Source organism: Nitrosococcus wardiae (genome assembly GCF_004421105.1).
Lineage (GTDB): Bacteria > Pseudomonadota > Gammaproteobacteria > Nitrosococcales > Nitrosococcaceae > Nitrosococcus > Nitrosococcus wardiae.
The window spans coordinates 3,102,938-3,116,741 of record NZ_CP038033.1; the positions used below are offsets into that span (position 1 = coordinate 3,102,938).

The 13,804-nt window shown below is 48.7% G+C and carries 12 protein-coding genes; 6 read left to right on the top strand and 6 right to left on the bottom strand.

The window, feature by feature from the left end; genetic code table 11:
• The first annotated feature begins 192 nt into the window (after positions 1-192).
• Both E3U44_RS14725 and E3U44_RS14730 read left to right on the top strand, forming a co-directional pair.
• A complete protein-coding gene (locus E3U44_RS14725; protein ID WP_134358880.1) occupies positions 193-996 on the top strand; it encodes a DUF374 domain-containing protein in 804 nt (267 codons plus the stop codon).
• A 364-nt stretch (positions 997-1,360) separates the two neighbouring features.
• Positions 1,361-4,132 (top strand): valine--tRNA ligase, encoded by a 2,772-nt coding sequence (locus E3U44_RS14730; RefSeq protein WP_134358881.1) that lies wholly within the window; start codon positions 1,361-1,363, stop codon positions 4,130-4,132.
• Positions 4,133-4,245: 113 nt separating this feature from the next.
• Here the strand turns inward: E3U44_RS14730 and E3U44_RS14735 are convergent, their stop codons facing one another.
• Positions 4,246-4,671 (bottom strand): nitrosocyanin, encoded by a 426-nt coding sequence (locus E3U44_RS14735; protein WP_240761522.1) that lies wholly within the window; start codon positions 4,669-4,671, stop codon positions 4,246-4,248.
• 363 nt (positions 4,672-5,034) lie between these two features.
• Positions 5,035-5,625 (bottom strand): protoglobin domain-containing protein, encoded by a 591-nt coding sequence (locus tag E3U44_RS14740; RefSeq protein WP_134358882.1) that lies wholly within the window; start codon positions 5,623-5,625, stop codon positions 5,035-5,037.
• Positions 5,626-5,859: 234 nt separating this feature from the next.
• On the opposite strand from E3U44_RS14740, the gene E3U44_RS14745 reads away from it, so the two are divergent.
• Complete coding sequence (locus tag E3U44_RS14745) at positions 5,860-6,462, top strand: MarR family winged helix-turn-helix transcriptional regulator (protein WP_134358883.1); 603 nt, start codon at positions 5,860-5,862, stop codon at positions 6,460-6,462.
• A 231-nt stretch (positions 6,463-6,693) separates the two neighbouring features.
• On the opposite strand, the gene E3U44_RS14750 is transcribed toward E3U44_RS14745, so the two are convergent.
• Entirely contained in the window at positions 6,694-7,806 is a 1,113-nt protein-coding gene (locus tag E3U44_RS14750; RefSeq protein ID WP_134358884.1) for a M42 family metallopeptidase, read from the bottom strand.
• 62 nt (positions 7,807-7,868) lie between these two features.
• Positions 7,869-8,357: a hypothetical protein gene (locus tag E3U44_RS14755; RefSeq protein WP_134358885.1), complete on the bottom strand. Its 489-nt coding sequence runs from the start codon at positions 8,355-8,357 to the stop codon at positions 7,869-7,871.
• A gap of 310 nt (positions 8,358-8,667) precedes the next feature.
• On the opposite strand from E3U44_RS14755, the gene slyD reads away from it, so the two are divergent.
• The 3 genes from slyD to E3U44_RS14770 all read left to right on the top strand — a co-directional run bounded on the left by slyD (position 8,668) and on the right by E3U44_RS14770 (position 11,304).
• Positions 8,668-9,153, top strand: coding sequence for a peptidylprolyl isomerase (gene slyD / locus E3U44_RS14760; RefSeq protein ID WP_134358886.1), 486 nt, complete (start codon positions 8,668-8,670; stop codon positions 9,151-9,153).
• A 241-nt stretch (positions 9,154-9,394) separates the two neighbouring features.
• Positions 9,395-9,979 (top strand): uracil-DNA glycosylase, encoded by a 585-nt coding sequence (locus E3U44_RS14765; protein WP_134358887.1) that lies wholly within the window; start codon positions 9,395-9,397, stop codon positions 9,977-9,979.
• 26 nt (positions 9,980-10,005) lie between these two features.
• Positions 10,006-11,304, top strand: coding sequence for an APC family permease (locus tag E3U44_RS14770; protein ID WP_134358888.1), 1,299 nt, complete (start codon positions 10,006-10,008; stop codon positions 11,302-11,304).
• Between the two features lie 15 nt (positions 11,305-11,319).
• Here the strand turns inward: E3U44_RS14770 and E3U44_RS14775 are convergent, their stop codons facing one another.
• Positions 11,320-12,261 (bottom strand): alpha-L-glutamate ligase-like protein, encoded by a 942-nt coding sequence (locus tag E3U44_RS14775; RefSeq protein WP_134358889.1) that lies wholly within the window; start codon positions 12,259-12,261, stop codon positions 11,320-11,322.
• On the bottom strand, positions 12,258-13,802 hold the full coding sequence (locus E3U44_RS14780) for an inactive transglutaminase family protein (RefSeq protein WP_134358890.1): 1,545 nt from the start codon (positions 13,800-13,802) through the stop codon (positions 12,258-12,260). The genes E3U44_RS14775 and E3U44_RS14780 overlap by 4 nt, the downstream gene beginning before the upstream one ends.
• Positions 13,803-13,804: the final 2 nt, after the last annotated feature.

Genomic DNA, 13,804 nt, shown 5'->3' on the forward strand with positions numbered 1-13,804 from the left:
TGGAGTTCGTGTGTTATGATTTTCAGAGATATATGCTTCTGTAAGTATGGAGCAAGACCTAATCTATTATTTTTTGCTCTCAATAGTTTCAAACGATGGTTGAGGCAAAAAGTGTTTTAAATAGTAAAGTTTATGGGGACTCCCACTCAGAATATTGATTAGCGATTAGTAACTAAAAAGTACCGAAAAATCATGAAAACGGACCCCGTCTTCTGTCAAACTCCGGTAGATCCTGAGACTACCCAGTTAAAAATTGGCGTCGAGAGCGAAACCTATTATTTCTGCTCATCCAACTGCAAAGACAAGTTTAAACGTCACCCTAAAAAAACGAAACAACCGACCCTTACGCGGTGGCAATACGGCAAAGTTCGTCTCATGGGATGGCTGGGTTACTGGATCATCACCATCATTTGTCGCACCATTCGCTGGGAGTCTCAAGGAGATAAGTATCTGGAACAGATCTACGCGGCTGGCTCCCGCGCGATCCTCACCTTCTGGCATGGTCGCATTTTCCCGGCAACCTGGTACTGGCGGAACCGGGGCATCATTGTCATGGCTAGCATGAACTTGGATGGCGAGGCAATGACCCACTGCATTCAACGCCATGGGTATAGTGCCGTCCGCGGCTCTAGCTCACGGGGCGGCTTGAAAGCCCTCTCCGCGATGGTGAAGGAGATCCAGCAGGGACGTGACGCCGCTTTCACCATCGATGGTCCCAGGGGTCCGCGACATGTGGCGAAAGTCGGTCCCGTTATTCTCGCCCGAAAGACAGGAGCAGCAATCTCCTGCTTTCATGTTTCAATGAAACACAAAATCCAACTCAATAGTTGGGATGGATTTCAAATCCCGATACCTTTCACCCGAGCAATCGTTTTGAAGGCACCTCCAATTTGGGTCCCCTCGAATGCCAGCGAAGACAAAATGCGCCAAATCCACATGCGGATGCAACAGGTCCTAGAGGAGCTTTGCGAACAAGGAGATCACTGGTGGAACTGAGAAGCTACACGCACCATAGAAATATAAAGTGCAAAGCACGGTGGGAAAAACAGAAAAAAGGTCAGAGCTTGCATTGCGCCTTTCGAGGCACTCCCTATAGCTTCTTCACTAAGCCCTACTAGGTGCTTACACCTAGCGCTGAAGGTATAATGGTTTTAAAAAGCTGTCGGAAAGCCTTGCTTTCAGCGAAGGGGGGATCAAGGTCGAGCGAGATTCCCTTACTTAAGCGCTTAAAATTTTGGTGGGTACGGTGCTAACCCGCCTTACCCCCTACTTTAAAAAGGGCTTTCCGCCAGTTTCTTAGCCATGGGCAGAACTTCTGCCCTTTCTCGTTTCTCCGATAACCAGCGATTTGCTAACTTCCATGGATAAAAGCTATAACCCACAAGCGATAGAACAATACTGGTATCAGACCTGGGAACAAAAAGGTTATTTTGCCCCCCAGGGAGATAATGCCCCCTACTGCATCATGATCCCCCCGCCCAATGTCACCGGGCACCTCCATATGGGACATGCCTTCCAAGACACTATTATGGATGCTCTGATTCGCTACCACCGAATGCGGGGGGATAATACTCTGTGGCAAGTAGGCACCGACCATGCCGGAATCGCCACCCAAATGGTAGTCGAGCAACAGCTCAATGGCGAGGGGAAAACCCGCCATGATTTAGGTCGGGAGGCGTTTATCCAGCGGGTTTGGGAATGGAAGGAACACTCAGGCGGCACCATTACCCGCCAGCTCCGCCGCATGGGGGCCTCCGTGGATTGGGGCCGGGAGCGCTTTACCATGGACGAGGGGTTGTCCCAAGCGGTGTGTGAGGTCTTTGTGCGCCTCTACGATGAAGGGCTCATCTATCGCGGCCAGCGCTTGGTGAATTGGGACCCGGTACTGCATACGGCCATCTCGGATTTAGAAGTCGTTTCGGAAGAGGAGCATAGCCATCTTTGGCATATGCGTTACCCCCTAGCGGATGGCAACGGGCATTTGGTAGTGGCGACCACCCGTCCCGAGACCATGCTCGGGGATGCGGCAGTGGCGGTACACCCAGAAGATCCCCGCTACCAGCATCTCATCGGCACCACACTGGCCCTTCCTCTGACGAACCGCACTATCCCCGTGATTGCCGATGACTACGTGGAGCCAGAATTCGGTAGCGGCTGTGTGAAGATCACTCCCGCCCATGATTTTAACGACTACGAAGTGGGACAACGACACAAGCTGCCCTTAATCAATGTCTTCACGGTAGATGCTTGTATCAACGAAAATGCCCCCGAAAAATACCAAGGCTTGGACCGCTTCAAGGCTCGTAAGCAAATCGTGGCTGATCTGGAAGCCGCCGGTTTATTGGAGAAAATCGAAGATCATAAGCTGATGGTCCCCCGGGGCGATCGCTCCCGCACCGTTATTGAACCTTATTTGACCGACCAGTGGTTCGTCAAAGCCGCCCCCTTGGCCGAACCCGCGATTAAAGCGGTGGAAAATGGGCAGATCCGCTTTATCCCCGAAAACTGGAACAAGGTTTATTTTGAGTGGATGCGGAATATTCAGGATTGGTGTATCTCTCGCCAAATTTGGTGGGGACACCGGATTCCGGCCTGGTACGATCCGGATGGAAAAGTTTATGTGGCCCCCACGGAAGCCCAAGTCCGCCAGAAATATACTCTCTCTCCAGACCTTCCTTTAAAACAGGACCCGGACGTTCTCGACACTTGGTTTTCCTCAGCCCTATGGCCTTTCTCCACCCTGGGCTGGCCGGAGGAAACGCCCCAATTACACACCTTCTATCCGACCAGCGTACTGGTTACCGGATTTGACATCATCTTTTTCTGGGTGGCCCGGATGATCATGATAGGCCTTAAATTCACGGAAGACGTTCCCTTCCGGGAAGTCTATATCCATGGTCTGGTTCGCGATGCCGAAGGGCAAAAAATGTCTAAGTCCAAGGGTAATGTTCTCGATCCCCTGGATCTCATTGATGGCATCGATCTGGAAACCTTGGTGACTAAACGGACCAGCGGTTTGATGCAACCGGCCATGGCCAAACGCATCGAAAAGGCCACCCGCAAGGAATTCCCCCGGGGAATTCCCGCCTTTGGTTGCGACGCCCTGCGTTTCACCTTTGCCATCCTGGCGACCCGGGGTCGAGATATCCGTTTCGATTTGGGCCGGATTGAGGGCTATCGTAATTTCTGCAATAAGCTTTGGAATGCCGCCCGCTATGTCCTAATGAATATGTCCTCAGAAAGGCAACCTCATCCAGAGCAGACCGCAGGGGATAAGGTACTGGGCACTCCGGAACGCTGGATCCTGTCCCGCTTGCAATCAACCACCCAACAAGTCATTGAAGGCATCGAAAACTATCGTTTTGATCGTGCCGCCCAGGCTATTTATGATTTTACCTGGAATGAATATTGCGATTGGTATCTGGAACTTTCTAAGCCGGTGCTGAATAATCCGGCCAGTCCAGAGGCCGCCAAGCAGGGGACCCGCCACACCCTGGTGGAAGTGCTAGAAACCCTATTACGACTTGCTCATCCTATCATTCCGTTTATTACCGAGGAAATCTGGCAACAAGTAGCACCGCTGGCTGGCCGCCAAGGGGAAACTTTGATGTTGCAACCCTATCCCCAGCCGGAAATTGACACCATCGATCAGGATGCCGTCGAGGAGATAGAGTGGGTCATTGCCTTTGTGACGGGGGTGCGTTCCATCCGATCACAAATGAATATCGCCCCTAATAAATCCATTCCGCTACTGCTGCAAGCCGGCACGGGCCATGACCGGACACGGTTGGAAACCAACCAGGAATTTCTAGCCACTCTGGCCAAACTGGACTCTATTCAGTGGCTTGGTGAGAAAACCCCACCCCCTGCAGCAACGGCCCTAGTGGGCGAACTTAAGCTTCTCATTCCTTTGGCTGGGCTCATTGACAAAGAAGCGGAACTCCAACGCTTGGATCGGGAAATCCAAAAAATGGGCAAAGATCTAGAACGGGTCAAAAACAAGCTGGCTAATCAAAATTATGTGGAACGGGCTCCGGCTGAAATCGTGGCAAAAGAACGCCAACGGGCCGAGGAATTGACTGCTGCCTTAACCACCCTGGAACAGCAACATGCTGAAATAGCCGCCCTGTAAATGTCAAGGCTATAAAAAATTTGGGCCGGATAAAATCCGGCCCAACCATAAGCAGCAAATAAGGCATCGAATGCCTTACCTACGGCTTATTCATAAACTCTCTGCAAAACCCCTTAGTGCTCGACGACGTTCAAGGAGCCAGGCAGATGGATATTCTTGGGATGGAGCTGACACCAAATGGTGAAGGCCCCAGCCTTGTCAGCCTTAAATTTAATGGTTTTGGTCTCACCCGCTTTAATCACCTCTTGGATCCCATAGGCGTCGATGGAGAACCCTTCGCTGATGGGGGACTTGTTGTCTATAGTAATCTCTACTGGAGTTCCTTTCTGAACAACTAGCGCCTCGGGCTCATTGAGGACATTGAAAGCGCGAATATTTTTGACCGTTACACCTTCCACATTGAGTTCTGGAATGGTGGTATCATACGCGTTGATAACTACCGTGAAACTTTGTGGCTTTACATCCTTTGCCTGTGCTGCGCCTATCAACAATAATCCAAAAGCAAAGCTTACCAAGAGAGCTTTGGTCATTTTCATCATTAACTTTCCTCTACCCAATTTTTAGTTTATAAGTGAAATAGCCCCTCTTTAGGGGCACTTACAATTCCTTAACAGACAAAAGAACATTCTTTAAGATCTTTACTTAAACGACCCCTAGGAATTTCAATTGCTGTTTAGGATTGTATTCTGTTTACGCATTATGTTTTTATATCAAAACTAACCGATTTGGTTTCGAGTCGATACTTTAGATGGGAAGATCACCGATGTCAATCGTCAATATTGTGACTCATTGAAGTGAATACCTACAGACAAATAAAAATAAAGCGAAAACGCCCTATTTCTTGACCGCCACTGAACGGGAAAATCAGCCCCGCCAAATCACTCACTGCTGATTATCGGCAATTAATAATCTTCTGGGCGCAGATAGGGATTAGTCCATAACGTCACCTGAAGCACAAGCGATTTGAACCAAGCCTGATGCATTTTCTCAACTTCGTCTGCACGGTGGCCTTTTTTCTCCAAGAATGGTTTGATGGTCGCCGTAATGGGGTAAATAAAGGTGATTAAATAGCGATAGTTAATGATGGGAACGGACTGGACACCATCAGTCTGGTTTTTCTTGGTACGGTAGTGTCTTAAACCAATCTCATGCTGATAATTAAGCCAATCCTGATCATAAGTGCGGTTGCAGGTATCGAGTATCCATTGACCGAAACGCTTGCGCACAGCCGTTAAATAATCGCTGTCAGGCTCACCCTGCAGGTTGGAAAAATAGTGCACCAAATGAGGATGAGAACCCACAAAGCCATACCACAAGTCCAGAACCTCGTCCACCTGATCGGCTAATACTTCGCCAGCAAGGCGCAAGTATTTTTCATCATCTTCAGTAAAGAGTACTGTCTTTTTAAGAAGATCGAAGTCCTCCAAAGAGACGGGAGATTTAGCTACTGCCTCTGCTCCGTAAGTATACCCCGGTATTTCTTGTTCGCTCATTATCCGTTTCCTTTTTCCTTAACCCTCTGAGTAAGCAACTTTGTCGTCCCCACCCCCATAAGCAATGCTGCTAACAATCCCCAGAAGTATGAAGCTAAACATTGCTTGCAGTTTTTTCTTCATCACGATGTCCTCCATCGTTAATATTATCGATTCGATACCATAAATGAGACTTTCAACATTTGTCAAGTAGGGTATCGATTCCATAGAAATTTTTAAGTATGATTACAGATCATGGACAAGCAAAAATTATTTGACCTACTAGAGCGCGTTGGAACCCTGCTTCGGACAGAAGAGCGGAAGACTGCAGCAGTGCTGAACCTACATCCTGCCCATCTCCAGGTCTTGCGTTATCTTGCCCAATGCAACCGATACAGCAATACACCCATGGCTGTATCGGAGTATCTAGGTACCACAAAGGGCACCACCTCCCAGTCCCTATTAGTATTACAACGACATGGATACCTTCAAAAAGAACCTGATCCGAAAGATCGGCGTGTAGTCCATTTAGTGCTCACCTCCAAAGGCCAGGCGCTAGCTCAAAAGCTTTCCTCACTACCCAGTAAGGAATCGGCCTTCACTGGATTAAACACAACAGAGCTGCAAACGACCCAACAGGTCCTTGAACAATTGCTCCGCAACCTCCAGAAAGCAAATCATCACCACACCTTCGGGCAATGCCATACTTGCCAATATTTAATGACTACCAATAACAATCAGCTTTTCCGCTGCGGGCTAACTCAGGAAATACTTAAGGAAGAAGAGACCTTCAAGATTTGCCAAGAGCACGCCTATCCCGCCTCTTCTCGCAAACCGGAAGCGGTCACTGCGCCCTAGATCCCCCAGGGCGCAACCTCTCCCTCTATAAGTAAGCAGAATACAATTCCGCATTAATCTGTTCATTCAAGGTTTCTTGCATTTTGTCGTTGAGCTTCCCTACCTGACTTGCCTCCTGTGCTTGAGCAGTAAAGAGAAAAGAACTCAACACCAATCAGCAATGACCCAAACAAACTGCGGCTTCCGCATTACTCCTCCTCGTCTTTGCTAATATGGATGATGGATAACAGTCTACCCCTTCATAAAATCTAGCATACCCCACCGGCCTTTCAATTGGCTTTTCTGAATACTTCCATAATCTACCTGAACCTGGGTACAGAACGTATAAAGAATTTCAATGCAATGGGTAATGGCCCCTAAATGGGCAATTTCATAACCGTGGGTGTTTTGGGTGGGGAAACCTAAGCAAGCAGCCCGGGGCACATGGCCATACTTCATGGCAATAGAACCATCACTACCAAAACCACTAATCGTCGCCAATTGCAGGGGGATTTTTCGGCGGGCCGCAGCTTGCCTAATAAGTCCATTGAGCCCCTCATCGTAAAGGCCGTAACCGTCCTGGGAAAGCAGCACAGGGGCAACCCCTTCTTTGATGGGGTATTCAGATGCCAAGGGGCATATCTCCAAAGCGATCAAGGCCTCTAGAGATTGTCGTTGAGTAAAATAAAGTGCTCCTATCGCGCCTACTTCCTCCTTGGCAGAAGCCACCAGGTAAACATCCACCAAAGGTCTCTGGAGATTCCGGGCCAATTCCAGCAGAATCGCCACTGAAGCTTTATTATCCAGGGTATAACTTGCGATATAGTCCTTCAGGCGGAAGGGACGTTTACGGTGTTTTCCTACCACCATCCGAGTACCCGGACGCACTCCCGCAGCATCCAACTCTTTCGGCGTGCACTTCGTTTCAACCCACGCATTCTGCCACTGTAGAGACGCTTGATCCTGTTGAGCTTTCTGTGGAGCTTCATGGGAGACGTGGCGGGAACCGAAAGAAAGAATGCCACTAATGCAGGCATGGTCACCGAGCAAATCCACGACACCTTCCCCGTAGACCCAGGGGAAAGCTCCACCCAATTTCCTCACCTCCACCCGCCCTCGGTTATCAATAGATTTTACAATGGCACCAATTTCATCCTTATGCGCCGTAATAGCAATCGCGCCAGGATTTTTTCCAGGCACCCTCACAATAAGATTGCCTGCGGCATCCTGCCAGGTTTCCTGGCCCAAGGCAGCAAAACGTTCGAGTAGCCAGCTATCTATTTCCTGCTCAGCACCACTTGGAGAGTGCTGTAATACCAGCTCTTCGATCAAGCAAAATAGCTGGTTATCGCTGATTAAGTCCATGGAATAGATGCAATTTAATTCTTAATATTCGCCTATATAGCAGTCGATGTCCCCTCTTGTAATTAAGGCAAAAACTCTTCCGCGAGGGCATTAGACCCATTCATCTGGATTAACTGCTCTATTTCAGCAACCAACGTTTCGTCTTCATCTGGATCAATATCACCCGTACCGACGAGTGTGGCCACCAAACCCTGCCTCATGGCTCCTAGCACCGAGCCAAGCGTAACAGGCTGAATAGCATCAGGATTGTCTATTTCCGCCTGGATCACAATCGCTAAATTTTCACTCGCCCTATACTTCATAAAGCTTTGTGCAAGCGTGTCTTTACCGTACCCCTCAATCAGGGCATTGATTTCAGAAAAAAGCTTCTCTCGTTCTTCAGCGTCGATAGTTCCTTCCCTAATCAGTCTATCGACCAGACCTTCATTCATCGCCTTTAGCACCGCATGCAAGGTGGGAGGATTTCTGCCTACTTGATCTTTTATCTCGGCATCAATCACCCTGGCTAGACTAAGGCTGACATTGCCTGCTACATCTATCTTGAAGGTCATATTTTCTCTCCTTTTAATTGGCGGAAAGCTGCCGACTCATTCCAAAATATCCGCTATACTATGGGGTAAGATATTTTTCTACTCTGTCATATTCCAGCACAATCCAGTGCCCTCTGCTATGACCATCATTTTTTCAAATTGATTTCAAGCTTGCTCATCTAAGAGATTTAAACCTGCGCTTACCTCTTCATCTCCCTAAATGGGCACTATAATTTGAATTTAAGCGTCTAAATTTAATCAAAACCTATAAGTTAATAATAAGAATCGATACCATAACTCATCCTACTGCTGCAACATAGAAGGTGTTATTATGCAAGTTTCTGATAGAAAAGTGGTTTATATTCATTACACTTTAAAAAACCAAGAAGGCACTGTGCTTGATAGCTCTTCCCAGGAAACACCATTAGCCTATATACATGGGATAGGAAGTATTATTCCTGGGCTCGAAAAAGCACTTGCTGGAAAAACTGAAGGTGACAAATTCAATATCAGTATAGACCCAGAGGAAGCCTATGGAGAGCGCAATGATATGCTTATCCAGGCCGTTCCACGGGATGCTTTCCAAGGAGTTGATGAGCTGCAAGAAGGCATGCAATTTCAGGCCCAAACCCCCAGCGGTCCCCAGTTAATCACGGTGACTGACATTGGGACTGAGCAAGTAATGGTAGATGCTAATCATCCCCTGGCTGGTGAAAAACTAGACTTCGATGTGGAAGTGATCGATATCCGTGAGGCAACGGAAGAAGAGTTAGAACATGGTCATGTGCATGGTGCAGGTGGCCATCACCACGCTTAGCAGTATTGCTACCCCTACTTTTTAATAGGTCAAACCCGAAAAAGTGCAAGCCTCGCTCTAGCGGGGCTTGTCTCTCTCAAAGGCTCTCAATTAAGTACCTATGAATAAAATATGAGGTATTTTAGGAACTCGGTGCGGGGACTTCCCTGTCCCCTGGCTCCACGCCACCGGCTCACTTCAGGAATGCTTCAAAACTTTTACTGAGATACTTAAAATAACTTTTCCCAGCTAGGTAAAAAAGGTGCAAACCCCTTTACATGAACAACTGGAAAAGGTTGCCACTCTTAATGAGCTCAAACAGCTCTGTGAGCATTATTTGGATTCTGAGGTGACCACAGGGGAAAAACTCGTATTTGGAGAAGGGTCGCTCCAAGCAGAAATGATGATCATCGGCGAAGCTCCAGGTGTCCAGGAAGCAAAAACTGGCCGGCCTTTTGTTGGGAACGCAGGAAAATTACTCAACACCTTATTGAGTCAAATTGGGTTAAAACGAGAGCAAATCTATATCAGCAACATCCTCAAAACCCATCCTCCCGGCAACCGTAAACCTTATCGCAGCGAAATTAAAAAAGAACTCCCTTTTTTACTACGGCAAATTGAACTACTTCAACCTAAACTGTTGGTATTGCTGGGCGCAACCGCCCTGCAAACCTTAGTCAATCCGAAAGCAAAAATTACCGAGCTGCGAGGCAATTGGATAGAAGTCAAAAATTTACCCACCTTGGTCACTTATCATCCAGCGGCGGCCTTGCGGGATGAAACTAGGAAAACGGCACTGGAACATGACTTTAGCAAGCTCCAGCAGCGCTTGGCCGCTGGAATTTAGGTATTTTTCTCAATCTGTGAACAGTAATGGGTCTAAAACGTGAGTTAGGGCCCCTAACGGTCGTCTGGTTGGTCGCCGGCAACATGATGGGCGCTGGCATCTTCATCACTCCGGGTTTAGTCGTTGATTGGCTTCCAGGGATGATATGGCCCCTTGCAGCTTGGATTTTGGGAGGGGTTCTTGCCCTCTGCGGAGCAGCTATCTATGGTGAGCTAGGCGCTAGATTTCCCCAAGCCGGAGGCGACTATCAATACCTGACTCTTGCCTACGGCCCCGCCTGGGGGTTCCTGATGGGATGGGCTGCGCTGGCCATTACCTTCTCAGGTTCGGCTGCCGCTATGGCTATTGCTGTTGTGACCCATTTCCAAGCGGCCTGGCCGATACTCCAGGGAAGCTCCCCTGTCATCCAATTGACTTATGCTCCCTTGCTTATCCTGCTACTCACCTTTGCGAATATCGCCGGAGCAAGGGTAGCGGGAAGGACAACGGCTTTGTTAACTGCCCTTCCTTTAATCGGACTTGCAGGACTATTCAGTGGCGGACTTCTATTTGGTGAAACGGAAACCCACTGGCCAGAGCCACCAGCTATTCAGCTCAATGACCGTTTGCTAGCACTGGGAGCCGCAATGGTACCGGTATTCTTTAGCTACTCAGGTTGGAATGCAGCCGCCTATGTGGCAGGCGAAATCAAAGATCCGGGACAAAATTTACCTCGGGGTCTTTTCGGCGGTACCCTATTGGTAATATTACTTTATCTACTGATTAACCTCCTATTGCTGATGGTGGTCCCCCAGGAAACTCTGACCGGGTCCACAACAGCGGGGGCAGAAGCCGCCCGGCGACTATTAGGCCCAGGTGCCGAACAGCCCCTTTCGGTGATGATCGCAATAGCCATTTTAGGCTCCACCAATGTGACTCTGATGGCAGGAGCGCGCATTTATTATGCAATGGCCTGCGATGGCCTTGCCCCCCCAATATTTAGCCGTACTAATGCCGCCGGAGTTCCCTCGGGAGCCCTCTGGATCAGCGGCCTCTGGACTGCTTTACTTGCGGCTACCGGAGGAATCGAGCGGCTTGTCAACTGGGCCACTTTAGCTATTCTGCTATTATCCTCCATGGCGGCTGCATCCTTATTTATTTTTAGGCGCCAGAATGGAGCCCCTCCCCCTTTTAGCTGCCCCGGTTATCCTCTAACGCCTTTGCTTTATCTGCTGGCTTCTCTAGGAGTAGCCTTTGCCAGTGCCATTCACAACTGGGAACAAGCTTTATACGGAATATTACTCGTGGCTACGGGCTTGCCCCTTTACAAGTTAATACAGCGATAGATGTGAGAAGCCCTTTTAAAGATTACATAATCCCTTTCCTAAAGCCACCCGCTCAGAGGCAGCGGAGGGAATCTCCCCAAGGCTCTGAATGCGTTGGAGACGAGCCCGCAAGCCAGCCTTGTTAGCTAATTGAATACTCAGGCCAGGGCGGGCATTAAGCTCCAACATCAAGGGACCCAGCTCCCGATCCAAAACAATATCCACCCCAATATAACCCAAGCCTACTAAATCAAAACAGCGGGCAGTCAGTTCAAGAATGGCATCCCAATGGGGTATTTCTAACCCCCTTATTCCCCCACCCGTATCCGGATGATGATCAATCGCTTGTTCTCGCCATACGCCAGAGCTAGTACGGCCGGTCATCAAATCGATACCGACACCAATAGCCCCTTGGTGTAAATTGGCCCTGCCATCTGAGAGACGGGTAGGCAGCCGAATCATCGCCAATACCGGTACCCCGCGGAAGACCAGCGTGCGGATATCCGGGACTCCTAAATAACTGACGGCCTCAAATACCGGATCGAATTTAACCCGATATTCAATAAGGGCAGTGTCAGGCAATCCTCCCAGGCTATACATGCCACTTAAAATATTGGCGATATGATGGCCGATTTCCTCTTCAGTCAGAATTATCCCGCTGGCCTTACGATAACGCCCCTTGTAGCGTCCAGTCACCACCAAAATCCCTTCACCACCACTGCCATGGGCAGGCTTGATGACAAAGTCCTCATGGGGACCGAGAAGCTTATCCAAGCTCCTAATCTGGTGAACTATATCGACGAGGCCATAAAGCTGGGGCACCGCGATTCCCGCGCCTAAGGCCAATTGCTTGGTTAGTCTCTTATCATCGACCAAGGGATAATGGCGTCGCGGGTTAAAAGGCAAGATATAGTCGGCATTGCGTTGGTTCATCCCTAGAATGCCAAGCTGCCGTAAACGCCGCCAAGGAAGGATCATCGGGTATCCGTTTTTCTCAAAAATTCCTTAAACCGCCACAGTTCCGTTAGTCGATAACCGGCATAGCGTCCTACTAACAAAGTCATGGCCAAAACCACCAATAATAATTCAGGAAAAACAAAAACCAGATGCCCTAATAACTTATTGGTCATCAACAAATAACTTAATACGGCCACCAAAAGACTCCCCAAGCCTTGTTGCAGTGCTTCCCCGGGACCATGTTCTTCCCACACCAGGGACATACGTTCAATGGCCATGGTCAAAATCACCATAGGGAAAAGGGCCACAGACAAACCCCGTTCTAACCCTATTTTGTGGGTGAGTACACTAATGACGGCCATTAAGAGAATGACCATTACCAGTACCGAAGCTAGGCGTGGTACAAGCAGTAATTTAAGGTATTCCAAATAAAAACGCAGTAGCAACCCTAGGGCCACGATTCCCGTAAACAACAGGACTCCCCAGAGGAGTTCGGTTTCCCGAAACGCCAAGGCTATTAATATGGGCATAAACGTCCCAAAGGTTTTAATGCCAATAATGTTCCGTAGCACCACAATCAAAAATGCCCCAATGGGGATTAATAAAAGAACCCGGTAAACATTTTGCGTCTGAACAGGAAGGCTAAATAAGGAAAAATCCATAATCATGGAATTAATTTGCCGTGCCCGTCGTTCCGCCACCAAAACCAACTCTTGAAATTGACTGGAAATGGAATATTCAACCTTGGGTGAACTTCCTCCTTCCAAGTTGATCAGGGGATCATTGCCTACATACCAGATCAATGCATTCCCAGGAAATCCTCGGCTTCCAGTTTTGGGATCAAAAGCCAACCACTCCTGGCCATTATGGACTTCCAACCACGGAGTCAAGGTACCGTGATTTATGCCATCTTTTAGCTGTAAGAGATGAACGATGCGGGCAGGAATCCGGGCACCCGCCAAGATATAAATAACCCGATCTACCCAGGCAGCCGAATCCTCAACACCTTTACGCAGAACCTGAACATTTTCATCAGGGTTAGGGGCATTAAGACGGACCAAAAGCTCCCCCGTGAAGGAAGCCACATCGGCAGATTTGCGGCGCACCTCGTCCAATAGCGCTTGCACCACTGACCCCATGGGTTCAGGATAATCAGGAACGGCTGGAAATGGAGGAGTAATTCCGCTGCGCGCCTTTATCGGAACAGCTACCTCAGGGGCTAATTCAATACGGTAATACAAGACTTGTTTCCCTCGGACCCGGCGCACAGCCCACTGGGCAATACGATTAATACCGTTGTCTTCCATGGTCAAGCCATACTTGGTAGAAATGAAATCTTCATCCACCACCGTAAAGCCAAGAGGATTGTTGGGGACATAGAACCGAGCTTTCACAGGTTGGTTGCCTTTAGCCTCAAATTCAAGACGGGCCTCCACCATCCAAACTTCGGTTTGTTCAGCCGGTAGTACCGGCAAACCCAGGCGCGTCACCTTATAATAAGTTACACCTGTCCCAATAATAATGAGAAAAAGGGCAAGGATTTTGACGTGTAAATTCTTCAAAT

What these genes read in the sequence shown, in the direction of transcription:
- E3U44_RS14725 (WP_134358880.1), top strand. Translation starts at nt 193, where the DNA reads ATGAAAACGGACCCCGTCTTCTGTCAAACTCCGGTAGATCCTGAGACT.
- E3U44_RS14730 (WP_134358881.1), top strand. Translation starts at nt 1,361, where the DNA reads ATGGATAAAAGCTATAACCCACAAGCGATAGAACAATACTGGTATCAG.
- E3U44_RS14735 (WP_240761522.1), bottom strand. Translation starts at nt 4,671, where the DNA reads ATGATGAAAATGACCAAAGCTCTCTTGGTAAGCTTTGCTTTTGGATTA.
- E3U44_RS14740 (WP_134358882.1), bottom strand. Translation starts at nt 5,625, where the DNA reads ATGAGCGAACAAGAAATACCGGGGTATACTTACGGAGCAGAGGCAGTA.
- E3U44_RS14745 (WP_134358883.1), top strand. Translation starts at nt 5,860, where the DNA reads ATGGACAAGCAAAAATTATTTGACCTACTAGAGCGCGTTGGAACCCTG.
- E3U44_RS14750 (WP_134358884.1), bottom strand. Translation starts at nt 7,806, where the DNA reads ATGGACTTAATCAGCGATAACCAGCTATTTTGCTTGATCGAAGAGCTG.
- E3U44_RS14755 (WP_134358885.1), bottom strand. Translation starts at nt 8,357, where the DNA reads ATGACCTTCAAGATAGATGTAGCAGGCAATGTCAGCCTTAGTCTAGCC.
- slyD (WP_134358886.1), top strand. Translation starts at nt 8,668, where the DNA reads ATGCAAGTTTCTGATAGAAAAGTGGTTTATATTCATTACACTTTAAAA.
- E3U44_RS14770 (WP_134358888.1), top strand. Translation starts at nt 10,006, where the DNA reads ATGGGTCTAAAACGTGAGTTAGGGCCCCTAACGGTCGTCTGGTTGGTC.
- E3U44_RS14775 (WP_134358889.1), bottom strand. Translation starts at nt 12,261, where the DNA reads ATGATCCTTCCTTGGCGGCGTTTACGGCAGCTTGGCATTCTAGGGATG.